24 protein-coding genes are annotated in these 22,446 nt (G+C 51.5%); 20 read left to right on the top strand and 4 right to left on the bottom strand.

Going from position 1 to position 22,446, the window contains the following annotated elements:
* Positions 1 to 45 precede the first annotated feature (45 nt).
* From hflX to RGV86_RS10545, 15 genes are all read left to right on the top strand, one after another.
* Entirely contained in the window at positions 46 to 1,326 is a 1,281-nt protein-coding gene (hflX, locus tag RGV86_RS10615) for a ribosome rescue GTPase HflX (protein ID WP_000460360.1), read from the top strand.
* 86 nt (positions 1,327 to 1,412) lie between these two features.
* Positions 1,413 to 2,672 (top strand): FtsH protease activity modulator HflK, encoded by a 1,260-nt coding sequence (gene hflK, locus RGV86_RS10610; RefSeq protein WP_000312488.1) that lies wholly within the window; start codon positions 1,413 to 1,415, stop codon positions 2,670 to 2,672.
* 2 nt (positions 2,673 to 2,674) lie between these two features.
* Entirely contained in the window at positions 2,675 to 3,679 is a 1,005-nt protein-coding gene (gene hflC, locus RGV86_RS10605) for a protease modulator HflC (RefSeq protein WP_001232412.1), read from the top strand.
* 81 nt (positions 3,680 to 3,760) lie between these two features.
* Positions 3,761 to 3,958 carry a DUF2065 domain-containing protein gene (locus RGV86_RS10600; RefSeq protein ID WP_001089300.1) on the top strand — a complete coding sequence of 66 codons (198 nt, stop codon included), beginning with the start codon at positions 3,761 to 3,763 and terminating at the stop codon, positions 3,956 to 3,958.
* Positions 3,959 to 4,061: 103 nt separating this feature from the next.
* Positions 4,062 to 5,360: an adenylosuccinate synthase gene (purA, locus tag RGV86_RS10595; protein WP_000527963.1), complete on the top strand. Its 1,299-nt coding sequence runs from the start codon at positions 4,062 to 4,064 to the stop codon at positions 5,358 to 5,360.
* A 204-nt stretch (positions 5,361 to 5,564) separates the two neighbouring features.
* Positions 5,565 to 5,990 (top strand): nitric oxide-sensing transcriptional repressor NsrR, encoded by a 426-nt coding sequence (nsrR, locus tag RGV86_RS10590; protein ID WP_001177639.1) that lies wholly within the window; start codon positions 5,565 to 5,567, stop codon positions 5,988 to 5,990.
* Between the two features lie 38 nt (positions 5,991 to 6,028).
* Positions 6,029 to 8,470, top strand: coding sequence for a ribonuclease R (rnr, locus tag RGV86_RS10585; RefSeq protein WP_000076288.1), 2,442 nt, complete (start codon positions 6,029 to 6,031; stop codon positions 8,468 to 8,470).
* A 295-nt stretch (positions 8,471 to 8,765) separates the two neighbouring features.
* Positions 8,766 to 9,497 carry a 23S rRNA (guanosine(2251)-2'-O)-methyltransferase RlmB gene (gene rlmB, locus RGV86_RS10580; protein ID WP_074558615.1) on the top strand — a complete coding sequence of 244 codons (732 nt, stop codon included), beginning with the start codon at positions 8,766 to 8,768 and terminating at the stop codon, positions 9,495 to 9,497.
* Between the two features lie 125 nt (positions 9,498 to 9,622).
* The gene (locus RGV86_RS10575) at positions 9,623 to 10,024 is read left to right on the top strand and encodes a YjfI family protein (protein ID WP_000220148.1); all 402 of its coding nucleotides are present in this window, start codon (positions 9,623 to 9,625) and stop codon (positions 10,022 to 10,024) included.
* An 18-nt stretch (positions 10,025 to 10,042) separates the two neighbouring features.
* Positions 10,043 to 10,741: a PspA/IM30 family protein gene (locus RGV86_RS10570; RefSeq protein ID WP_000511939.1), complete on the top strand. Its 699-nt coding sequence runs from the start codon at positions 10,043 to 10,045 to the stop codon at positions 10,739 to 10,741.
* Positions 10,742 to 10,791: 50 nt separating this feature from the next.
* A complete protein-coding gene (locus tag RGV86_RS10565; protein WP_000012525.1) occupies positions 10,792 to 11,451 on the top strand; it encodes a YjfK family protein in 660 nt (219 codons plus the stop codon).
* A 17-nt stretch (positions 11,452 to 11,468) separates the two neighbouring features.
* Positions 11,469 to 11,867: a DUF350 domain-containing protein gene (locus RGV86_RS10560; protein ID WP_000547757.1), complete on the top strand. Its 399-nt coding sequence runs from the start codon at positions 11,469 to 11,471 to the stop codon at positions 11,865 to 11,867.
* Between the two features lie 9 nt (positions 11,868 to 11,876).
* Complete coding sequence (locus RGV86_RS10555) at positions 11,877 to 12,515, top strand: DUF1190 domain-containing protein (protein WP_000101662.1); 639 nt, start codon at positions 11,877 to 11,879, stop codon at positions 12,513 to 12,515.
* 2 nt (positions 12,516 to 12,517) lie between these two features.
* On the top strand, positions 12,518 to 13,681 hold the full coding sequence (locus tag RGV86_RS10550) for a glutathionylspermidine synthase family protein (RefSeq protein WP_000943936.1): 1,164 nt from the start codon (positions 12,518 to 12,520) through the stop codon (positions 13,679 to 13,681).
* An 83-nt stretch (positions 13,682 to 13,764) separates the two neighbouring features.
* Positions 13,765 to 15,390 (top strand): isovaleryl-CoA dehydrogenase, encoded by a 1,626-nt coding sequence (locus RGV86_RS10545; RefSeq protein WP_024212398.1) that lies wholly within the window; start codon positions 13,765 to 13,767, stop codon positions 15,388 to 15,390.
* A 104-nt stretch (positions 15,391 to 15,494) separates the two neighbouring features.
* On the opposite strand, the gene yjfN is transcribed toward RGV86_RS10545, so the two are convergent.
* On the bottom strand, positions 15,495 to 15,770 hold the full coding sequence (yjfN, locus tag RGV86_RS10540) for a DUF1471 family protease activator YjfN (RefSeq protein WP_010348195.1): 276 nt from the start codon (positions 15,768 to 15,770) through the stop codon (positions 15,495 to 15,497).
* Between the two features lie 273 nt (positions 15,771 to 16,043).
* Entirely contained in the window at positions 16,044 to 16,373 is a 330-nt protein-coding gene (bsmA, locus tag RGV86_RS10535) for a biofilm peroxide resistance protein BsmA (protein WP_000254628.1), read from the bottom strand.
* A gap of 181 nt (positions 16,374 to 16,554) precedes the next feature.
* On the opposite strand from bsmA, the gene yjfP reads away from it, so the two are divergent.
* Positions 16,555 to 17,304 carry an esterase gene (gene yjfP / locus RGV86_RS10530; RefSeq protein ID WP_000571044.1) on the top strand — a complete coding sequence of 250 codons (750 nt, stop codon included), beginning with the start codon at positions 16,555 to 16,557 and terminating at the stop codon, positions 17,302 to 17,304.
* Here the strand turns inward: yjfP and ulaR are convergent.
* Positions 17,301 to 18,056, bottom strand: a complete 756-nt coding sequence (gene ulaR / locus RGV86_RS10525; protein ID WP_000133636.1) for an HTH-type transcriptional regulator UlaR — start codon at positions 18,054 to 18,056, stop codon at positions 17,301 to 17,303. The two genes, yjfP and ulaR, sit on opposite strands and share 4 nt — an antisense overlap.
* Before the next feature lie 107 nt (positions 18,057 to 18,163).
* Positions 18,164 to 19,228: an L-ascorbate 6-phosphate lactonase gene (gene ulaG / locus RGV86_RS10520; RefSeq protein WP_001295191.1), complete on the bottom strand. Its 1,065-nt coding sequence runs from the start codon at positions 19,226 to 19,228 to the stop codon at positions 18,164 to 18,166.
* A gap of 354 nt (positions 19,229 to 19,582) precedes the next feature.
* Between ulaG and ulaA the strand changes: the two genes are divergently transcribed.
* The 4 genes from ulaA to ulaD are packed head-to-tail and all read left to right on the top strand — an operon-like array spanning position 19,583 to position 22,439.
* Complete coding sequence (gene ulaA / locus RGV86_RS10515; RefSeq protein WP_001355100.1) at positions 19,583 to 20,980, top strand: PTS ascorbate transporter subunit IIC; 1,398 nt, start codon at positions 19,583 to 19,585, stop codon at positions 20,978 to 20,980.
* 15 nt (positions 20,981 to 20,995) lie between these two features.
* Positions 20,996 to 21,301, top strand: a complete 306-nt coding sequence (ulaB, locus tag RGV86_RS10510) for a PTS ascorbate transporter subunit IIB (RefSeq protein ID WP_000218362.1) — start codon at positions 20,996 to 20,998, stop codon at positions 21,299 to 21,301.
* Positions 21,302 to 21,310: 9 nt separating this feature from the next.
* On the top strand, positions 21,311 to 21,775 hold the full coding sequence (ulaC, locus tag RGV86_RS10505; RefSeq protein ID WP_000776514.1) for a PTS ascorbate transporter subunit IIA: 465 nt from the start codon (positions 21,311 to 21,313) through the stop codon (positions 21,773 to 21,775).
* A gap of 13 nt (positions 21,776 to 21,788) precedes the next feature.
* Complete coding sequence (ulaD, locus tag RGV86_RS10500; RefSeq protein WP_085461248.1) at positions 21,789 to 22,439, top strand: 3-keto-L-gulonate-6-phosphate decarboxylase UlaD; 651 nt, start codon at positions 21,789 to 21,791, stop codon at positions 22,437 to 22,439.
* Positions 22,440 to 22,446: the final 7 nt, after the last annotated feature.

Here is a 22,446-nt window from a genome sequence, read left to right as displayed (position 1 = left end):
CAGCGATCCTGCGTTCCCCGCTGATCTATTTAGAGGGTTTTACGCTTGTTTGACCGTTATGATGCTGGTGAGCAGGCGGTGCTGGTACACATCTATTTTACGCAAGACAAAGATATGGAAGACCTCCAGGAGTTTGAATCTCTGGTTTCTTCCGCCGGTGTCGAAGCATTGCAGGTGATTACCGGTAGCCGTAAAGCGCCGCACCCAAAGTATTTTGTAGGTGAAGGTAAAGCAGTTGAAATTGCGGAAGCTGTCAAAGCGACGGGTGCTTCGGTCGTTCTTTTTGACCATGCCCTGAGCCCAGCGCAAGAGCGTAACCTGGAGCGTTTGTGCGAGTGTCGTGTCATCGATCGCACCGGCCTTATTTTAGATATTTTCGCCCAACGTGCGCGTACCCATGAGGGTAAGTTGCAGGTTGAGCTGGCGCAGCTGCGCCATCTGGCTACGCGCCTGGTGCGTGGCTGGACCCACCTTGAAAGACAGAAAGGCGGGATCGGTTTGCGTGGTCCGGGTGAAACCCAGCTCGAAACCGACCGTCGTTTGTTGCGTAATCGCATCGTGCAGATACAGTCGCGCCTGGAAAGAGTTGAAAAGCAGCGTGAGCAGGGGCGGCAATCGCGTATCAAAGCCGACGTTCCTACTGTTTCGCTGGTGGGATATACCAACGCCGGTAAATCTACCCTTTTCAATCGCATCACCGAAGCGCGGGTCTACGCGGCAGACCAGTTGTTTGCCACCCTCGATCCGACGTTGCGGCGTATTGACGTCGCGGATGTCGGTGAAACCGTGCTGGCAGATACCGTAGGGTTTATTCGCCACTTGCCGCACGATCTGGTGGCGGCGTTTAAAGCCACGTTACAAGAGACGCGGCAAGCCACATTGCTGCTGCACGTCATTGATGCGGCAGATGTGCGTGTACAAGAAAACATCGAAGCGGTGAATACGGTTCTTGAAGAGATTGATGCTCACGAGATCCCAACCCTGCTGGTGATGAATAAGATCGATATGCTGGAAGATTTCGAACCGCGTATTGATCGGGACGAAGAGAACAAACCGATCCGTGTCTGGCTTTCTGCGCAGACCGGAGCGGGGATACCACAGCTTTTTCAGGCTTTGACGGAGCGGCTTTCCGGTGAGGTGGCGCAGCATACATTGCGTCTGCCGCCGCAGGAAGGGCGTCTGAGAAGTCGTTTTTATCAGCTTCAGGCAATAGAAAAAGAGTGGATGGAGGAGGACGGCAGCGTAAGTCTGCAAGTTCGTATGCCGATTGTTGACTGGCGTCGCCTCTGTAAACAAGAACCGGCGTTGATCGATTACCTGATCTAACCGGCAAAGCGTCTGAAGCGTGGAGTCATATCCTCTGGCGTCGAAAGACAACAGGGATCACCGCATAACAAATATGGAGCACAAACATGGCGTGGAATCAGCCCGGTAATAACGGACAAGACCGCGACCCGTGGGGAAGCAGCAAACCTGGCGGCAACTCTGAGGGAAATGGAAACAAAGGCGGTCGCGATCAAGGGCCACCTGATTTAGATGATATCTTCCGCAAACTGAGCAAAAAGCTCGGTGGTCTGGGCGGCGGTAAAGGCACTGGATCTGGCGGTGGCAGTTCATCGCAAGGCCCGCGCCCGCAGCTTGGCGGTCGTGTCGTTACCATCGCAGCGGCAGCGATTGTCATTATCTGGGCGGCCAGTGGTTTCTACACCATTAAAGAAGCCGAACGCGGCGTGGTAACACGCTTTGGTAAATTCAGCCATCTGGTTGAACCTGGTCTGAACTGGAAACCGACGTTTATCGACGAAGTTAAACCGGTGAACGTGGAAGCCGTGCGTGAACTGGCTGCTTCCGGCGTGATGCTGACGTCTGACGAAAACGTGGTGCGCGTTGAGATGAACGTGCAGTACCGCGTCACCAATCCGGAAAAATACCTGTATAGCGTAACCAGCCCGGATGACAGTCTGCGCCAGGCTACCGACAGCGCCCTGCGTGGGGTTATCGGTAAATACACCATGGACCGCATTTTGACGGAAGGTCGTACCGTGATTCGTAGCGATACTCAGCGCGAACTGGAAGAGACGATTCGTCCGTATGACATGGGTATCACTCTGCTGGACGTCAACTTCCAGGCTGCTCGTCCGCCGGAAGAAGTAAAAGCAGCGTTTGACGATGCGATTGCCGCACGTGAAAACGAACAGCAATACATTCGTGAAGCAGAAGCGTATACCAACGAAGTTCAGCCGCGTGCGAACGGTCAGGCGCAACGTATCCTCGAAGAGGCGCGTGCGTACAAGGCTCAGACTATCCTGGAAGCCCAGGGTGAAGTCGCGCGCTTTGCTAAACTTCTGCCGGAATATAAAGCTGCGCCGGAAATTACTCGCGAGCGTCTGTATATCGAGACGATGGAAAAAGTGTTGGGCAACACCCGCAAAGTGCTGGTTAACGATAAAGGTGGCAACCTGATGGTTCTGCCGTTAGACCAGATGCTTAAAGGGGGTAACGCGCCAGCGGCGAAGAGCGACAACGGCGCCAGCAATCTGCTGCGTCTGCCGCCAGCCTCTTCCTCCACGACCAGTGGGGCAAGCAACACGTCGTCCACCAGTCAGGGCGATATTATGGACCAACGCCGCGCCAACGCGCAGCGTAACGACTACCAGCGTCAGGGGGAATAACGATGCGTAAGTCAGTTATCGCGATTATCATCATCGTGCTGGTAGTGCTTTACATGTCTGTCTTTGTCGTCAAAGAAGGTGAGCGCGGTATTACGCTGCGTTTTGGTAAGGTACTGCGTGACGATGACAACAAACCTCTGGTTTATGAGCCGGGTCTGCATTTCAAGATACCGTTCATTGAAACGGTGAAAATGCTCGATGCGCGTATTCAGACCATGGACAACCAGGCCGACCGCTTTGTGACCAAAGAGAAGAAAGACCTGATCGTCGACTCTTACATCAAATGGCGCATCAGCGATTTCAGCCGTTACTACCTGGCAACGGGTGGTGGCGACATTTCGCAAGCGGAAGTGCTATTGAAACGTAAGTTCTCTGACCGTCTGCGTTCTGAAATTGGTCGCCTGGACGTGAAAGACATCGTCACCGACTCCCGTGGTCGTCTGACTCTGGAAGTGCGTGACGCGCTGAACTCCGGTTCTGCGGGTACTGAAGATGAAGTCACTACCCCAGCAGCGGATAACGCCATTGCCGAAGCGGCAGAGCGTGTAACGGCTGAGACGAAGGGCAAAGTTCCGGTCATCAACCCGAACAGTATGGCGGCGCTGGGTATTGAAGTTGTCGATGTGCGTATTAAGCAGATCAACCTGCCGACCGAAGTGTCTGAGGCGATCTACAACCGTATGCGCGCCGAGCGTGAAGCGGTAGCGCGTCGCCATCGTTCACAAGGTCAGGAAGAAGCGGAAAAATTGCGCGCAACTGCCGACTATGAAGTGACCAGAACGCTGGCAGAAGCAGAGCGTCAGGGTCGCATCATGCGCGGTGAAGGTGACGCAGAAGCTGCCAAACTGTTTGCTGATGCATTCAGCAAAGATCCGGACTTCTATGCATTCATCCGTAGCCTGCGTGCTTATGAGAACAGCTTCTCTGGCAATCAGGACGTGATGGTCATGAGCCCGGACAGCGATTTCTTCCGCTACATGAAGACGCCGACTTCCGCAACGCGTTAATATAACGACTGCGGTACAGGTCAATAAAGCCACCGCATCCTCAGGGATGTCGGTGGTTTTCTTTTTCTATAAGGACAATGAATGAATTCGACAATCTGGCTGGCGCTTGCTCTGGTTTTGGTGCTGGAAGGTTTAGGACCGATGCTTTACCCGCAGGCGTGGAAGAAGATGATCTCTGCGATGACCAATTTACCCGATAATATTTTACGTCGTTTTGGTGGTGGACTTGTGGTTGCGGGCGTTGTGGTCTACTACATGTTGAGGAAAACGATTGGCTGAACAAAAAATAGACTGATTAAGGTCATTTTTGGATGCAAAAAGTGCTGTAACTCTGAAAAAGCGATGGTAGAATCCATTTTTAAGCAAACGGTGATTTTGAAAAATGGGTAACAACGTCGTCGTACTGGGCACCCAATGGGGTGACGAAGGTAAAGGTAAGATCGTCGATCTTCTGACTGAACGGGCTAAATATGTTGTACGCTACCAGGGCGGTCACAACGCAGGCCATACTCTCGTAATCAACGGTGAAAAAACCGTTCTCCATCTTATTCCATCAGGTATTCTCCGCGAGAATGTAACCAGCATCATCGGTAACGGTGTTGTGCTGTCTCCGGCCGCGCTGATGAAAGAGATGAAAGAACTGGAAGACCGTGGCATCCCCGTTCGTGAGCGTCTGCTGCTGTCTGAAGCATGTCCGCTGATCCTTGATTATCACGTTGCGCTGGATAACGCGCGTGAGAAAGCGCGTGGCGCGAAAGCGATCGGCACCACCGGTCGTGGTATCGGGCCTGCTTATGAAGATAAAGTAGCACGTCGCGGTCTGCGTGTTGGCGACCTTTTCGACAAAGAAACCTTCGCTGAAAAACTGAAAGAAGTGATGGAATATCACAACTTCCAGTTGGTTAACTACTACAAAGTTGAAGCGGTTGATTACCAGAAAGTTCTGGATGATACGATGGCTGTTGCCGACATCCTGACTTCTATGGTGGTTGACGTTTCTGACCTGCTCGACCAGGCGCGTCAGCGTGGCGATTTCGTCATGTTCGAAGGTGCGCAGGGTACGCTGCTGGATATCGACCACGGTACTTATCCGTACGTAACTTCTTCCAACACCACTGCTGGTGGCGTGGCGACCGGTTCCGGCCTGGGCCCGCGTTATGTTGATTACGTTCTGGGTATCCTCAAAGCTTACTCCACTCGTGTAGGTGCAGGTCCGTTCCCGACCGAACTGTTTGATGAAACTGGCGAGTTCCTCTGCAAGCAGGGTAACGAATTCGGCGCAACTACGGGTCGTCGTCGTCGTACCGGCTGGCTGGACACCGTTGCCGTTCGTCGTGCGGTACAACTGAACTCCCTGTCTGGCTTCTGCCTGACTAAACTGGACGTTCTGGATGGCCTGAAAGAGGTGAAACTCTGCGTGGCTTACCGTATGCCGGATGGTCGTGAAGTGACTACCACTCCGCTGGCAGCTGACGACTGGAAAGGTGTAGAGCCGATTTACGAAACCATGCCGGGCTGGTCTGAATCCACCTTTGGCGTGAAAGATCGTAGCGGCCTGCCGCAGGCGGCGCTGAACTACATCAAGCGCATTGAAGAGCTGACCGGTGTGCCGATCGATATCATCTCTACCGGTCCGGATCGTACTGAAACCATGATTCTGCGCGACCCGTTCGACGCGTAATCCTGGTATGCCCGGCAGATATTTTGCCTGCCGGGCTAACAGTGTGATACATTGCTGTGTCGGGTAAGCCATTATGCTATCCGACACAGTGTTAAATCCTCGCTTTTTTCCTTCCCCAAACTGAAATAAATTAGCGACACAGCTTGTGGCTGGTTTATCATCAATGTAAATGTATTTTTTCCCGATTTCCCTTTTGAGGTTGATGTGCAGTTAACGAGTTTCACTGATTACGGATTACGTGCGCTGATCTACATGGCGTCATTGCCAGAAGGGCGGATGACCAGTATTTCTGAAGTGACTGACGTCTACGGCGTCTCCCGTAATCATATGGTCAAAATAATCAATCAACTTAGTCGTGCCGGCTACGTGACTGCTGTTCGTGGAAAAAATGGCGGCATTCGCCTGGGTAAACCGGCGAGTGCGATACGTATTGGTGATGTGGTGCGCGAGCTGGAACCCTTATCGCTGGTGAATTGCAGCAGTGAGTTTTGCCACATTACACCTGCCTGTCGGTTGAAACAGGCACTTTCTAAGGCCGTGCAAAGTTTTCTTACGGAACTGGATAACTACACGCTTGCCGATTTGGTTGAAGAGAATCAACCGCTTTATAAATTATTGCTGGTGGAGTGACGAAAATCTTCATCAGAGATGACAACGGAGGAACCGAGATGTCACAAGATCCTTTCCAGGAACGCGAAGCTGAAAAATACGCGAATCCCATCCCTAGCCGGGAATTTATCCTCGAACATTTAACCAAACGTGAAAAACCGGCCAGCCGTGATGAGCTGGCTGTAGAACTGCACATTGAAGGCGAAGAGCAGCTTGAAGGCCTGCGTCGCCGCCTGCGCGCGATGGAGCGCGACGGTCAACTGGTCTTCACTCGCCGTCAGTGCTATGCGCTGCCGGAACGCCTCGATCTGGTGAAAGGTACCGTTATTGGTCACCGTGATGGCTACGGCTTTCTGCGGGTTGAAGGACGTAAAGATGATTTGTATCTCTCCAGCGAGCAGATGAAAACCTGCATTCATGGCGATCAGGTGCTGGCGCAGCCGCTGGGCGCTGACCGTAAAGGCCGCCGTGAAGCGCGTATTGTCCGTGTACTGGTGCCAAAAACCAGCCAGATTGTTGGTCGCTACTTTACCGAAGCGGGCGTCGGCTTTGTGGTTCCTGACGACAGCCGTTTGAGCTTCGATATCTTAATCCCGCCAGATCAGATCATGGGCGCGCGGATGGGCTTTGTGGTGGTGGTCGAACTGACCCAACGCCCGACTCGTCGTACCAAAGCGGTGGGTAAAATCGTCGAGGTGCTTGGCGATAATATGGGCACCGGCATGGCGGTTGATATCGCTCTGCGCACCCATGAAATCCCGTACATCTGGCCACAGGCTGTTGAGCAACAGGTTGCCGGACTGAAAGAAGAAGTGCCGGAAGAAGCAAAAGCAGGCCGTGTCGATCTGCGCGATTTACCGCTGGTCACCATTGATGGCGAAGACGCCCGCGACTTTGACGATGCAGTTTACTGCGAGAAAAAACGCGGCGGCGGCTGGCGTTTATGGGTCGCAATTGCCGATGTCAGCTACTATGTGCGTCCGCCAACGCCGCTGGACAGAGAAGCGCGTAACCGTGGTACGTCGGTGTACTTCCCGTCGCAGGTTATCCCGATGCTGCCGGAAGTGCTCTCTAACGGCCTGTGTTCGCTCAACCCACAGGTAGACCGCCTGTGTATGGTGTGCGAGATGACGATTTCGTCGAAAGGCCGCCTGACTGGCTACAAATTCTACGAAGCGGTGATGAGCTCTCACGCGCGTCTGACCTACACCAAAGTCTGGCATATTCTGCAGGGCGATCAGGATCTGCGCGAGCAGTACGCCCCGCTGGTTAAGCATCTCGAAGAGTTGCATAACCTCTATAAAGTGCTGGATAAAGCTCGTGAAGAACGCGGCGGGATCTCGTTTGAGAGCGAAGAAGCGAAGTTCATTTTCAACGCTGAACGCCGTATTGAACGTATCGAACAGACTCAGCGTAACGACGCGCACAAATTAATTGAAGAGTGTATGATTTTGGCGAATATCTCGGCGGCGCGTTTCGTTGAGAAAGCCAAAGAACCCGCACTGTTCCGTATACACGACAAGCCGAGCACTGAGGCGATTACCTCTTTCCGCTCTGTACTGGCAGAGCTGGGGCTGGAACTGCCGGGCGGTAACAAGCCAGAACCGCGCGACTACGCGGAACTGCTGGAGTCGGTTGCCGATCGTCCTGACGCAGAAATGCTGCAAACCATGCTGCTGCGTTCAATGAAACAGGCGATTTATGATCCGGAAAACCGTGGTCACTTCGGCCTGGCATTGCAGTCCTATGCGCACTTTACTTCGCCGATTCGTCGTTATCCTGACCTGACGCTGCACCGCGCCATTAAGTATCTGCTGGCGAAAGAGCAGGGGCATCAGGGCAACACCACTGAAACTGGCGGCTACCATTATTCGATGGAAGAGATGCTGCAACTGGGTCAGCACTGTTCGATGGCGGAACGTCGTGCCGACGAAGCAACGCGCGATGTGGCTGACTGGCTGAAGTGTGACTTCATGCTCGATCAGGTTGGTAACGTATTTAAAGGAGTAATTTCCAGCGTCACAGGCTTCGGTTTCTTTGTTCGTCTGGATGACTTATTCATCGATGGTCTGGTTCACGTCTCTTCGCTGGACAACGACTACTATCGCTTTGATCAAGTCGGACAACGCCTGATGGGCGAATCCAGCGGCCAGACTTATCGCCTGGGCGACCGCGTGGAAGTTCGCGTCGAAGCGGTTAATATGGACGAGCGCAAAATCGACTTTAGCCTGATCTCCAGCGAACGTGCACCGCGCAACGTCGGTAAAACGGCGCGCGAGAAAGCCAAAAAAGGCGATGCAGGCAAAAAAGGCGGTAAGCGTCGTCAGGTCGGCAAAAAGGTAAACTTTGAGCCAGACAGCGCCTTCCGTGGTGAGAAAAAAGCGAAGCCGAAAGCGGCGAAGAAAGACGCGAAAAAAGCGAAGAAGCCATCGGCTAAAACGCAGAAAATAGCCGCTGCAACCAAAGCGAAGCGTGCGGCGAAGAAAAAAGTGGCAGAGTGATCATAACCCTCTTCAAACAGAAGAGGGTTAGTATTATGACCAACGCAAAAATTCACTCGGACAGTCCCCTCGCCCCTTTGGGGAGAGGGTTAGGGTGAGGGGAACAGGCCAGCACTGGCGCGTATAATTGCCCTCACCTGGGCCCATTCGCCTTCCAGGGGGAGAAAACCGTGCCCACGTTAACGAGTGAACTTGTTTGTCAGCAATCTCGCTCTCTTCAAAAAGAAGAGGGTGAATTATCCGTAGGCCAGATAAGCGTAGCGCATCAGGCAAAACGTAAACAACGAGTACATTAATGAGCGAAATGATTTACGGCATCCACGCAGTGCAGGCCCTGCTGGAGCGCGCCCCTGAACGTTTTCAGGAAGTCTTTATTTTAAAAGGCCGTGAAGATAAACGTCTGTTGCCGCTGATTCACGCCCTTGAGTCCCAGGGCGTGGTTATCCAGCTGGCAAACCGCCAATATCTCGACGAGAAAAGCGACGGTGCCGTGCATCAGGGCATTATCGCCCGTGTGAAGCCAGGACGGCAGTATCAGGAAAACGATCTGCCAGATCTGATTGCTTCGCTCGATCAGCCGTTCCTGTTGATCCTCGACGGCGTAACCGATCCGCATAACCTTGGTGCGTGCCTGCGTAGCGCGGATGCCGCTGGCGTTCATGCAGTGATTGTGCCGAAAGATCGCTCCGCTCAACTCAACGCCACGGCGAAAAAAGTGGCCTGTGGTGCGGCAGAAAGCGTTCCGCTGATTCGGGTGACTAACCTGGCGCGCACTATGCGTATGTTGCAGGAAGAGAATATCTGGATCGTCGGTACGGCAGGTGAAGCGGATCATACGCTTTATCAGAGCAAAATGACCGGGTGCCTGGCGCTGGTGATGGGCGCGGAAGGTGAAGGTATGCGTCGCCTGACCCGTGAACATTGCGATGAACTGATTAGTATTCCGATGGCAGGTAGCGTTTCTTCCCTGAACGTTTCGGTTGCGACCGGAATTTGCTTATTTGAAGCAGTTCGCCAGCGTAGCTAATTTCTCTGAATTATAAAAAACCATCCATATTTGGATGGTTTTTTTTATCTATAGCTGGTAAGATAATTACGCTCTATGAATATTCATTTTATTAATAATTAAATTTAATCTATATGGAATAATATATGACATGGAATCCGTTGGTGCTGGCGACGGCGCTGCAAACTGTACCTGAACAAAATATTGATGTAACAAATAGCGAGAACGCATTAATTATTAAAATGAATGATTATGGCGATTTGCAAATCAATATTCTTTTTACTTCCCGCCAAATGATTATCGAAACCTTTATTTGTCCGGTAAGTAGTATCAGCAATCCAGATGAATTTAATACCTTCTTATTAAGAAATCAGAAGATGATGCCGTTGTCATCGGTAGGAATCTCCAGCGTGCAACAGGAAGAGTATTACATTGTTTTCGGGGCGTTATCGCTTAAATCTTCCCTTGACGACATCCTGCTGGAGATAACCACGCTGGTGGATAACGCATTGGATCTGGCTGAAATTACTGAAGAATATTCACACTAATTACAAGGATTCGTATTTATGGGGATTTTAAAAAGTTTATTTACGCTGGGTAAATCATTTATCGCGCAGGCGGAAGAGTCCATTGAAGAAACCCAGGGTGTGCGGATGCTGGAACAACATATTCGCGACGCTAAAGCTGAACTGGATAAAGCCGGGAAATCTCGCGTCGATCTGCTGGCACGAGTGAAATTAAGCAACGACAAACTGAAAGACTTACGTGCACGTAAAGCGGGTCTGGAAGCCCGTGCGCTGGAAGCGTTAAGTAAGAACGTTAATCCATCGTTGATTAATGAAGTTGCTGAAGAAATCGCGCGTCTTGAGAATCTTATTACCGCTGAAGAACAAGTATTGTCGAATCTGGAAGTTTCCCGCGATGGCGTGGAAAAAGCGGTTGCGGCGACGGCACAGCGTATCGCTCAGTTTGAGCAGCAAATGGAAGTTGTTAAGGCCACTGAAGCTATGCAACGTGCGCAGCAGGCTGTGACGACATCTACAGTTGGCGCGTCTTCCAGCGTTTCGACAGCGGCAGAATCCTTAAAACGCCTGCAAACGCGTCAGGCCGAACGTCAGGCTCGTCTGGATGCTGCCGCACAGCTGGAGAAAGTCGCAGACGGTCGCGACCTCGATGAAAAGCTGGCGGAAGCCGGAATTGGCGGCACCAATAAAAGCAGTGCCCAGGATGTGCTGGCAAGACTGCAACGCCAACAGGGTGAGTAATTTTTTTGCCAGCCTCACTGCAAGGCAGGCAACTATTTTAAGGATAAAATATGTCTGGTTTTTTCCAGCGCCTGTTTGGCAAGGATGATAAGCCTGCTATTAATCGTGGTCCGCTGGGACTCCACCTCAATAGTGGCTTTACGCTCGACACGTTAGCGTTTCGTTTGCTGGAAGAGGCATTGCTGATCGAGTTACCGGGTGAAGAATATACCGTGGCTGCCGTCAGCCGCATCGATCTGGGCGGCGGTAGTCAGATTTTTCGCTATTACACTTCCGGCGATGAATTTCTGCAAATCAACACCACCGGCGGCGAAGATATTGATGACATTGATGATATCAAGCTCTTTGTCTATGAAGAGAGCTACGGTATCAGCAAAGAAAGCCACTGGCGCGAGGCGATCAACGCCAAAGCGATGGGGGCGATGACCTTAAACTGGCAGGAAAAATGCTGGCAGCGATTTTTTAACAGTGAAGAACCGGGAAATATTGAACCCGTTTACATGCTGGAAAAAGTAGAAAATCAAAACCATGCCAAATGGGAAGTGCATAATTTTACCATGGGCTACCAACGGCAGGTGACCGAAGATACCTGTGAATATTTGCTGTTAAATGGTGAGGAATCTTTTAACGACCTCGGTGAACCGGAGTGGTTATTTTCTCGCGCGCTGGGTGTCGATATCCCACTGACATCACTTCATATTATTGGTTAATTACAGGGACGTTTACAATGCATATACTGGATTCACTCCTCGCTTTTAGCGCCTATTTTTTTATCGGTGTAGCTATGGTGATTATCTTTCTTTTTATCTATTCCAAAATTACTCCGCATAATGAATGGCAGTTGATCAAGAATAATAACACTGCGGCGTCGCTGGCGTTCAGCGGCACGTTGTTGGGTTACGTTATTCCATTATCCAGTGCGGCAATCAATGCGGTGAGTATTCCAGATTATTTTGCCTGGGGCGGAATCGCACTAGTAATTCAGTTACTCGTTTTTGCTGGCGTCAGACTTTATATGCCGGCATTAAGCGATAAAATTATTAATCACAACACTGCGGCAGGAATGTTTATGGGAACCGCCGCGCTGGCTGGCGGTATTTTTAACGCAGCTTGTATGACATGGTAATGGACGATCATGGCCAGAAAACGCAAATCAAGAAATAACAGTAAAATTGGTCACGGAGCGATCAGTCGCATTGGTAGACCGAATAATCCTTTTGAACCGCGTCGCAATCGCTACGCACAAAAATACTTAACGTTGGCGCTAATGGGCGGTGCCGCTTTTTTCGTATTGAAAGGTTGTGCCGATAGCGGCGATGTCGATAACGACGGCGACGGAACGTTTTACTCGACTGTGCAGGATTGTATTGATGACGGTAATAATTCAGATATCTGTGCGCATGGCTGGAACAACGCCAAAGCGGCGTTTTATGCCGATGTTCCGAAGAATATGACTCAGCAGAATTGTCAGTCTAAGTATGAAAATTGTTACTACGACAACGTTGAACAGAGTTGGATCCCGGTAATATCTGGATTTTTATTAAGCCGGGTTATTCGTAAAGATCGCGATGAGCAGTTTGTTTATAACAGCGGCGGTTCCTCTTTTGCTTCGCGCCCCGTCTGGCGCAACACTTCCGGTGATTACTCCTGGCGCTCCGGTTCTGGCAAAAAAGAGTCTTACTCCTCGGGCAGCTTTACCACCAGAAAAGCCTCAACGGTTTCGCGCGGCGGCTATGGTCGCTCCTCCAGCGCCCGTGGGCATTGGGGAGGCTAATCATGCTGAGACATAACGTCCCTGTGCGGCAGGATCTTGACCAGATCGCCGCCGACAACGGTTTCGACTTTCATATCATCGATAATGAGATCTATTGGGATGAGAGTCGAGCCTATCGCTTTACTCTGCGCCAGATTGAAGAGCAGATCGAAAAACCAACCGCAGAGTTACATCAGATGTGCCTTGAGGTGGTGGATCGTGCGGTTAAAGATGAACAGATCCTGACGCAACTGGCGATCCCGCCGTTGTACTGGGATGTGATTGCTGAAAGCTGGCGGGCGCGCGATCCTTCGCTGTATGGTCGGATGGATTTTGCCTGGTGTGGTAATGCGCCGGTGAAGCTGCTTGAGTACAACGCCGATACGCCGACTTCGTTGTATGAGTCGGCATATTTCCAGTGGCTATGGCTGGAGGATGCGCGGCGCAGCGGCGTTATTCCACGTGACGCCGATCAGTACAATGCCATTCAGGAACGCCTCATCTCGCGCTTTAGTGAACTTTACAGTCGGGAGCCGTTTTATTTTTGCTGCTGTCAGGACACCGATGAAGACAGGAGTACCGTGCTGTACTTGCAGGACTGCGCCCAGCAGGCAGGGCAGGAGTCGCGGTTTATCTACATTGAAGATCTTGGCCTGGGCGTCGGCGGCGTGCTGACCGATCTTGATGATAACGTCATCCAGCGTGCATTTAAGCTGTATCCGCTGGAGTGGATGATGCGTGACGATAACGGTCCTCTGCTGCGCAAGCGCCGTGAGCAATGGGTGGAGCCGCTATGGAAAAGCATATTGAGCAATAAAGGGTTAATGCCGTTGCTTTGGCGCTTCTTCCCTGGTCATCCTAACCTTCTTGCATCCTGGTTTGAGGGCGAAAAACCGCAGATTGCCGCTGGCGAAAGCTATGTGCGTAAACCGATCTACTCGCGCGAAGGCGGCAACGTCACCATTTTCAACGGTCAGAATGATGTCGTTGACCATGCTGATGGTGATTACGCCGATGAACCGATGATCTACCAGGCATTTCAACCGCTGCCGCGTTTTGGCGATAGCTACACGCTGATTGGTAGCTGGATTGTCGATGATGAAGCGTGCGGAATGGGTATTCGCGAAGATAACACGCTGATCACTAAAGACACTTCGCGTTTTGTTCCGCATTACATTGCGGGTTAAGAATGTTTTAGCAATCTCTTTCTGTCAGGAATCCGTGGCAGTGACCATACTAATGGTGACTGCCATTGATGGAGGGAGACACAGTGCACTGGCAAACTCACACCGTTTTCAATCAACCTATACCATTAAATAACAGCAACTTATACCTGTCTGATGGCGCGCTCTGTGAAGCGGTAACGCGTGAAGGTGCTGGCTGGGATAGCGATTTTCTTGCCAGTATTGGTCAGCAGTTAGGAACGGCTGAATCCCTTGAACTGGGGCGGCTGGCAAATGTGAATCCGCCTGAATTGTTGCGCTATGACGCGCAGGGGCGCCGTCTGGACGATGTGCGTTTTCATCCTGCATGGCACCTGCTGATGCAGGCGCTATGTACTAATCGGGTACACAATCTGGCCTGGGAAGAAGACGCTCGCTCCGGCGCATTTGTGGCGCGGGCGGCGCGTTTCATGTTACATGCGCAGGTTGAGGCTGGGTCGTTATGCCCGATAACGATGACCTTTGCCGCCACGCCATTGTTGTTACAGATGCTACCCGCGCCGTTTCAGGACTGGACCACGCCACTGTTGAGCGATCGCTACGATTCCCACTTATTGCCAGGCGGGCAAAAACGCGGTTTGTTGATTGGCATGGGCATGACGGAAAAGCAGGGCGGCTCTGATGTTATGAGCAATACCACACGGGCAGAGCGTCTGGAAGATGGCTCTTATCGGCTGGTGGGGCATAAATGGTTTTTCTCGGTGCCGCAAAGCGATGCGCATCTGGTGCTGGCGCAGACCACGGGCGGTCTGTCCTGCTTTTTTGTGCCGCGATTTTTGCCTGACGGGCAACGCAATGCGATTCGCCTCGAGCGGCTGAAAGATAAGCTGGGTAATCGCTCTAACGCCAGTTGCGAAGTGGAGTTTCAGGACGCCATTGGCTGGTTGTTGGGGCAGGAAGGAGAAGGTATTCGCCTGATCCTGAAAATGGGCGGGATGACGCGTTTTGATTGCGCCCTGGGTAGCCATGCCATGATGCGCCGTGCATTCTCGCTGGCGATTTATCATGCACATCAACGCCATGTTTTTGGTAATCCATTGATCCAACAGCCTCTGATGCGTCATGTCTTAAGTCGTATGGCGCTTCAGCTTGAAGGGCAAACGGCATTGCTGTTTCGTCTGGCGCGGGCGTGGGATCGACGCGCCGATGCCAAAGAAGCCCTGTGGGCGCGCTTATTCACCCCAACGGCGAAGTTTGTGATTTGCAAAAGTGGTATTCCGTTTGTGGCTGAAGCGATGGAAGTGCTGGGCGGAATTGGCTATTGCGAGGAGAGCGAGCTGCCGCGTCTTTATCGGGAGATGCCGGTAAACAGTATTTGGGAAGGTTCTGGCAACATCATGTGTCTGGATGTGCTGCGCGTTCTCAATAAGCAGGCGGGCGTATACGACTTACTGTCGGAAGCGTTTATGGAAGTGAAAGGGCAAGATCGTTATTTTGATCGTGCGGTTCGTCGATTACAGCAGCAACTGCGCAAACCTACTGAAGAGCTTGGGCGAGAGATCACTCATCAGCTATTCCTGCTGGGTTGCGGCGCACAAATGTTGAAATATGCTTCACCGCCAATGGCACAGGCGTGGTGTCAGATAATGTTAGATACGCGCGGTGGCGTGCGGGTGTCAGAGCAGATCCAGAATGATTTATTACTGCGGGCGACGGGAGGCGTGTTTTTGTAAGCGAGTACGCCTGATACGACGCTGGCGCGTCTTATCTTAGGATCTGTAGGCCGGATAAGGCGCAGGCGCCGCATCCGGCATTGTTTATTCGATGTTGATGACATTCATGCATACAGTATCGCCTGTACGCGCCAGTTATCGGGCTGCTGGTCTTCGTACATGGTAATAATGCGATACCATGATGCCCCCTGTTCATCGGCCTTTAACGCCACGATACGTTCCACGTCCTGCGGATCCCCTGAAATATTGTTAACCGAGATCTGACCTATTTCATTCAGGCCCGTCACGCAGTCAGCACTGGCGAATTCTGCAGACTGTGCCGTGGCGCTCGCAGGATAAGTCACTAATTGTAGCGAGGGTGAGGCAAGTAATTGTTTCATCGTCAGCTCCATTTTTCGTTTCCCCACATGATGCAGGGCATTCCATCGCGGTAATAAACGCCCGAGCTTCCAGCCGGTAATTTATTGTGCACAGGTAAACGCATAGGGACGCAAAGCAATGTAAAGCTGGCTATGTAAGTTGTCTGATTTATTTACGGTATATACTCGTCATACTTCAAGTTGCATGTGCTGCGCCTGCGTTCACTCACCCCAGTCACTTACTTATGTAAGCTCCTGGGGATTCACTCGCTTGTCGTCTTCCTGCAACTCGAATTATTTAGAGTATAAAATGGCTTGTGAATACCACTGTCCTGTCACGATGGTTTCATCCACCATGACGACAACGTAATAATCAGCTTTTGCAGCGACAGCTTTCGCTCTGATTTCTGCTAATGCGTCATCCGGAGAGCCCCGAACCATCGTGCTTACGCTACCTATTCGCTGCAACCCCTGGGTTTGGTCGCGGCGAATCTCTTGCGGATGATCCGTTACTGGCGGCGCTGGCTGTGGCGTACCTTGCAGTGCGCTACAGGCGCTTAACATCAACACCAATAATAAACTGGCAAACCGGGAAATAACGCTATTACGTTTCCTGCTAACCATAGTGTAGTGCCTTATTAATTTAACTTTGGGGGAATGTTCCCGAATTGTTACCTGGTACGCGATTTTCGAATGAAAACTTAGCGAAAGCGTAATCCACATCTCAACATTATGAACTAATACTGCCAGCAGAAACTTGTGCTAAGGATTTGTTCATGTCATACCAGACCCAAAGGAGAAATAGATGATTGAATTAGAATCGCGCGTGCTGGCAGATATTCCCGTTCTTCACGCTTATCCCACAGGGCAAAAAGAAACACCGTTACCATGCGTGATTTTTTATCACGGTTTTACTTCATCCAGCCTGGTGTATAGCTATTTTGCCGTCGCGTTGGCACAGGCTGGTTTGCGGGTGATTATGCCGGATGCGCCCGATCACGGTAGCCGTTTTAGTGGCGACGCACCGCGACGGTTAAATCAATTCTGGCAAATCTTGCTACAAAGTATGCAGGAATTCACTACCTTACGTGCGGCAATAGCCGAAGAAAAATGGCTGCTTGATGAACGCCTGGCGGTTGGTGGCGCATCGATGGGCGCGATGACGGCGCTGGGGATTGCCGCTCGCCACCCCACGGTGAAATGTACCGCCAGCATGATGGGATCGGGCTATTTCTCATCGCTTGCCCGTTCTCTGTTTCCGCCGCTAATACCCGAAACCGCAGCACAGCAGAATGAATTTAATAACATTATCGCGCCACTGTTGGAGTGGGAAGCAACAAACCACCTGGAACAACTCGGGGACAGGCCGCTCCTGCTGTGGCATGGCCTTGACGACGACGTCGTGCCTGCCGACGAATCACTACGTTTGCAGCAGGCATTAAAAGAAACGGGACGGGATAAACAGTTAACCTGTTCATGGCAGCCAGGCGTGCGCCACCGTATTACACCTGAGGCGTTAGATACCGCCGTGACATTTTTCCGGCAGCATCTTTAAACACGCAGAATGCTGACCCCTTGCGCTTCCAGTTGTTGCAGGATTTCCGGGTTAGCATTTTTGCCGGTGATCAGCATATCGATTTGATCGGCACGGCTAAAAAGCATTCCCGCGCGTTCGCCAATCTTACTGCTATCAACCAGTACCACCAGTTTCCCTACCACGCTCAGCATCTTCTGCTCTGCCATTGCTGTCAGCATATCGGTTTTATATAACCCTTCTGCGGTCAGCCCTTTGCCACTGGTAAACATCCAGTGCCCGGCATAGAGACTATTTTCGCTGCCCTGTGGACTTAAGGTGATGGACTGACTTTTGTTATATTGCCCGCCCATGATGATCACGCTTTCATGTTCCTGATCGATCAGGTAATTCGCCAGAGGTAGGTAATTAGTGATGATTTGCACCGGCTTGCCACACATTTCCCGTCCGAGCAGGAACGCGGTGGAACCGCAGTTAATGACCACGCTTTCGCCTGGGTTGACCAGTTGTGAGGCCGCTTTGGCGATACGTACCTTTTCATCGTGATTTTGCGCCTGATGCAGATTCATCGGCGTCCAGCGCGGTCGCTGCTGGGTAATCGCTTCTGCGCCATTGCGCACTTTTTTCAGTTTGCCGCTTTCGTCGAGTTTATTGATATCGCGTCGCGCGGTAGCAGGGGAAATTCCCAGACGCTCAACGACTTTCTCAACAGTCACAAAGCCCAGTTGTGCGAGCATTTCCAGGAGAATTTGATGTCTTTGTGCTTCAGTCATGAGCTATTCCGATAAAATTTGATTTTTTTAGATGATATTTGAAATAGCCAGAAAATACTACGCCGGATAGCGCGAACATCTTTACGCTATCCGGTATAAGCGACAGATTACAGGAACGATTTGAACGGCAGATCCGGTTCAATGGTGAAGCAATCGTCAAAACCGCGCGGATAATGGTACTCGAAATTGTCTTTATCCAGCGGCCATGTGAACTTGCCGCCAACCTGCCAGATAAACGGCTTGAAGCCATATTTCAGACGATCTTTTTTCATCTCCCACAGCACGCGGATCTCTTGCGGATCGGCCTGGAAGTTTGACCAGATATCGTGGTGGAACGGGATAACCACTTTCGCATTAAGGGCTTCACCCATACGCAGCATATCGGCACTGGTCATTTTGTCGGTAATACCGCGTGGGTTCTCACCGTACGAGCCTAACGCCACATCGATCTGATGCTCGTTACCATGTTTCGCATAGTAGTTAGAGTAGTGGGAATCGCCACTGTGATACAGGGAGCCGCCAGGCGTTTTGAACAGGTAGTTCACCGCGCGATCGTCCATGCCGTCCGGCAGTACGCCAGCCGCTTTTTGATCCGCAGGCAGAGTGATCAGTGCAGTACGGTCGAAAGCGTCAAGCGCATGAATTTCAATGTCTTTCACTTTTACTACATCGCCCGGTTTGACCACGATGCAACGTTCTTTCGGCACGCCCCAGCCAATCCATAAATCCACGCAGGTTTTCGGCCCGATAAACGGTACGTCATCAGCGCAGTTCTGCATCACGGCGGCTGCCACGTTCACGTCGATATGATCGTTGTGATCGTGAGTCGCCAGCACCGCGTCGATCTGGCGAATCGCAAACGGATCAAGAACAAACGGCGTGGTACGCAGGTTTGGTTGCAGTTTTTTCACGCCCGCCATGCGCTGCATCTGGTGACCCTGTTTCATCAGCGGGTTGCCGTGACTTTGTTTGCCAGTACCGCACCAGAAATCGACGCAAACGTTGGTGCCACCTTCTGATTTCAACCAGATCCCGGTACAGCCGAGCCACCACATCGCGAATGTGCCTGGTGCGACCTGCTCCTGTTCAATTTCTTCATTCAGCCAGCTACCCCACTCCGGGAAAGTACTCAGGATCCAGGATTCACGGGTGATACTTTTCACTTTACTCATCGCCATTTACCTTCATGATGGTTCAATTTGAATCAATAATTGATTGGTTTTGATTAATCCTGACACTATTTTTTCAGGAAGGCAATGACCATTTTTTGACTTTCGGCCTGGTGAGTTGTTGTGAATTTTGGCTGTGGAAAGATTTAATGGAATGTGTAAACAAATTAACCGAATGAATTTAAATGATTAATTGTTTCTTTATGTGAATCACATACTTTCGTTGTGGAATTATTTGCGTGCCGCGTCACATTTAATCATAAATAATCTTGTTGTGATTACTTTTGAAAATTAGAGTGAGTGCACAACATTCCGGGTGTGTGGAATACCCGGTTACCTCTTCTTCAGGAGATCGTTATGGAGATCCTCTACAACATCTTTACCGTGTTTTTTAACCAGGTCATGACCAATGCCCCGTTACTGCTGGGTATTGTGACCTGTTTGGGCTACATCCTACTGCGCAAAAGTGTCAGCGTGATTATTAAAGGCACGATTAAAACCATAATTGGTTTCATGTTGTTGCAGGCAGGGTCCGGCATCCTGACCAGCACCTTCAAACCGGTGGTGGCGAAAATGTCGGAAGTTTATGGCATTAACGGTGCGATTTCAGATACCTATGCCTCAATGATGGCCACTATCGAGCGTATGGGCGATGCCTATAGCTGGGTGGGGTACGCGGTGCTGTTGGCTCTGGCGTTGAACATCTGTTACGTGCTGCTGCGTCGTATTACCGGCATTCGCACCATCATGCTGACCGGCCACATTATGTTCCAGCAGGCCGGGCTGATTGCCGTTACGTTGTTTATTTTCGGCTACTCCATGTGGACGACCATTATCTGCACTGCGATTCTGGTTTCGCTCTATTGGGGCATCACCTCCAACATGATGTACAAGCCGACTCAGGAAGTGACGGACGGCTGCGGTTTCTCCATTGGTCACCAGCAGCAGTTTGCATCATGGATTGCTTATAAAGTCGCGCCGTTCCTGGGCAAAAAAGAGGAGAGCGTTGAAGACCTCAAATTGCCGGGCTGGTTGAACATTTTCCACGATAACATCGTCTCCACGGCGATTGTGATGACCATCTTCTTTGGCGCCATTCTGCTCTCCTTCGGTATCGACACCGTACAGGCGATGGCAGGCAAAGTGCACTGGACGGTCTACATCCTGCAAACCGGTTTCTCCTTTGCGGTAGCGATTTTCATCATCACTCAGGGCGTGCGCATGTTTGTGGCGGAACTCTCTGAAGCATTTAACGGTATCTCCCAGCGACTGATCCCTGGTGCGGTTCTGGCGATTGACTGTGCGGCTATCTATAGCTTCGCGCCGAACGCCGTGGTCTGGGGCTTTATGTGGGGCACCATCGGTCAGTTGATTGCGGTTGGCATCCTGGTCGCCTGTGGCTCTTCGATCCTGATTATTCCTGGCTTTATCCCAATGTTCTTCTCCAACGCCACCATCGGCGTGTTCGCTAACCACTTCGGTGGCTGGCGCGCGGCGCTGAAGATTTGTCTGGTGATGGGGATGATTGAAATCTTCGGCTGTGTCTGGGCGGTGAAACTCACCGGTATGAGCGCCTGGATGGGGATGGCGGACTGGTCGATTCTGGCGCCGCCAATGATGCAGGGCTTCTTCTCCATCGGTATCGCCTTTATGGCCGTCATCATCGTCATTGCACTGGCTTATATGTTCTTCGCTGGCCGCGCACTGCGCGCAGAAGAAGATGCAGAAAAACAACTGGCAGAACAGTCTGCTTAATAAGGAGTTTTGATTATGACCGTACGTATTCTGGCTGTGTGTGGCAACGGACAAGGCAGTTCCATGATCATGAAGATGAAAGTGGATCAGTTTTTAACCCAGTCGAACATCGACCACACGGTAAATAGCTGCGCGGTTGGCGAATACAAAAGCGAGTTGAGCGGTGCGGATATCATCATCGCATCCACACATATCGCGGGTGAAATCACCGTGACTGGCAACAAATATGTCGTCGGTGTGCGCAACATGCTCTCTCCTGCCGACTTTGGCCCGAAACTGCTGGAAGTGATCAAAGAGCATTTCCCGCAGGACGTGAAGTAAGGGCGCGCTATGAAATTACGTGATTCGCTGGCGGAAAATAAATCCATCCGTCTACAGGCTGAGGCTGAAACCTGGCAGGAAGCGGTAAAAATTGGTGTTGATCTGCTGGTGGCGGCGGACATTGTCGAGCCGCGTTACTACCAGGCGATTCTGGATGCGGTTGAACAGCACGGCCCGTACTTTGTGCTCGCGCCAGGCCTGGCAATGCCGCACGGACGCCCGGAAGAGGGCGTCAAAAAAACCGGCTTTGCACTGGTGACGCTGAAAAAGCCACTGGAGTTCAACCACGAAGATAACGACCCGGTAGATATCCTCATCACGATGGCGGCGGTCGATGCCAACACTCACCAGGAAGTGGGCATCATGCAAATCGTCAACCTGTTTGAAGATGAAGAGAATTTCGACCGTTTACGTGCCTGCCGTACCGAGCAGGAAGTACTGGATTTAATTGACCGCACCAACGCGGCTGCTTAAGAAGGAATTGAAGATGTCATTACCCATGTTGCAAGTCGCGCTGGACAACCAGACTATGGATAGCGCCTACGAAACCACTCGCCTGATTGCTGAAGAAGTCGACATTATCGAAGTGGGCACCATTCTTTGCGTAGGCGAAGGCGTGCGTGCGGTTCGCGATCTGAAAGCACTCTACCCGCATAAAATTGTGCTGGCAGACGCCAAAATTGCCGATGCGGGCAAAATTCTTTCTCGTATGTGTTTTGAAGCCACCGCTGACTGGGTGACCGTGATTTGCTGTGCGGATATCAATACCGCCAAAGGCGCGCTGGACGTGGCAAAAGAGTTTAACGGTGACGTACAGATCGAACTGACCGGTTACTGGACCTGGGAACAGGCGCAGCAGTGGCGCGATGCAGGCATTCAGCAAGTAGTATATCACCGCAGCCGTGACGCGCAGGCCGCAGGCGTGGCGTGGGGCGAAGCGGACATTACCGCGATCAAACGTCTTTCCGATATGGGCTTCAAAGTGACCGTCACCGGTGGCCTGGCGCTGGAAGATCTGCCGCTGTTCAAAGGTATTCCGATTCATGTGTTTATCGCAGGTCGCAGCATCCGTGACGCTGCGTCTCCGGTTGAAGCCGCGCGTCAGTTCAAACGTTCCATCGCCGAACTGTGGGGCTAAGGAGCGG

The sequence above is a fragment of the Escherichia ruysiae genome (assembly GCF_031323975.1).
Taxonomy (GTDB): Bacteria; Pseudomonadota; Gammaproteobacteria; order Enterobacterales; family Enterobacteriaceae; genus Escherichia; species Escherichia ruysiae.
The sequence above is the reverse complement of the archived record's forward strand: the minus strand, read 5'-3'. Positions and strand labels throughout refer to the sequence as shown.

Bases quoted from the DNA above. Each gene is read 5' to 3' on its own strand.
- hflK (WP_000312488.1), top strand. From the start codon at position 1,413: ATGGCGTGGAATCAGCCCGGTAATAACGGACAAGACCGCGACCCGTGG.
- hflC (WP_001232412.1), top strand. From the start codon at position 2,675: ATGCGTAAGTCAGTTATCGCGATTATCATCATCGTGCTGGTAGTGCTT.
- RGV86_RS10600 (WP_001089300.1), top strand. From the start codon at position 3,761: ATGAATTCGACAATCTGGCTGGCGCTTGCTCTGGTTTTGGTGCTGGAA.
- purA (WP_000527963.1), top strand. From the start codon at position 4,062: ATGGGTAACAACGTCGTCGTACTGGGCACCCAATGGGGTGACGAAGGT.
- rnr (WP_000076288.1), top strand. From the start codon at position 6,029: ATGTCACAAGATCCTTTCCAGGAACGCGAAGCTGAAAAATACGCGAAT.
- rlmB (WP_074558615.1), top strand. From the start codon at position 8,766: ATGAGCGAAATGATTTACGGCATCCACGCAGTGCAGGCCCTGCTGGAG.
- RGV86_RS10575 (WP_000220148.1), top strand. From the start codon at position 9,623: ATGACATGGAATCCGTTGGTGCTGGCGACGGCGCTGCAAACTGTACCT.
- RGV86_RS10570 (WP_000511939.1), top strand. From the start codon at position 10,043: ATGGGGATTTTAAAAAGTTTATTTACGCTGGGTAAATCATTTATCGCG.
- RGV86_RS10565 (WP_000012525.1), top strand. From the start codon at position 10,792: ATGTCTGGTTTTTTCCAGCGCCTGTTTGGCAAGGATGATAAGCCTGCT.
- RGV86_RS10560 (WP_000547757.1), top strand. From the start codon at position 11,469: ATGCATATACTGGATTCACTCCTCGCTTTTAGCGCCTATTTTTTTATC.
- RGV86_RS10555 (WP_000101662.1), top strand. From the start codon at position 11,877: ATGGCCAGAAAACGCAAATCAAGAAATAACAGTAAAATTGGTCACGGA.
- RGV86_RS10550 (WP_000943936.1), top strand. From the start codon at position 12,518: ATGCTGAGACATAACGTCCCTGTGCGGCAGGATCTTGACCAGATCGCC.
- yjfN (WP_010348195.1), bottom strand. From the start codon at position 15,770: ATGAAACAATTACTTGCCTCACCCTCGCTACAATTAGTGACTTATCCT.
- bsmA (WP_000254628.1), bottom strand. From the start codon at position 16,373: ATGGTTAGCAGGAAACGTAATAGCGTTATTTCCCGGTTTGCCAGTTTA.
- yjfP (WP_000571044.1), top strand. From the start codon at position 16,555: ATGATTGAATTAGAATCGCGCGTGCTGGCAGATATTCCCGTTCTTCAC.
- ulaR (WP_000133636.1), bottom strand. From the start codon at position 18,056: ATGACTGAAGCACAAAGACATCAAATTCTCCTGGAAATGCTCGCACAA.
- ulaG (WP_001295191.1), bottom strand. From the start codon at position 19,228: ATGAGTAAAGTGAAAAGTATCACCCGTGAATCCTGGATCCTGAGTACT.
- ulaA (WP_001355100.1), top strand. From the start codon at position 19,583: ATGGAGATCCTCTACAACATCTTTACCGTGTTTTTTAACCAGGTCATG.
- ulaB (WP_000218362.1), top strand. From the start codon at position 20,996: ATGACCGTACGTATTCTGGCTGTGTGTGGCAACGGACAAGGCAGTTCC.
- ulaC (WP_000776514.1), top strand. From the start codon at position 21,311: ATGAAATTACGTGATTCGCTGGCGGAAAATAAATCCATCCGTCTACAG.
- ulaD (WP_085461248.1), top strand. From the start codon at position 21,789: ATGTCATTACCCATGTTGCAAGTCGCGCTGGACAACCAGACTATGGAT.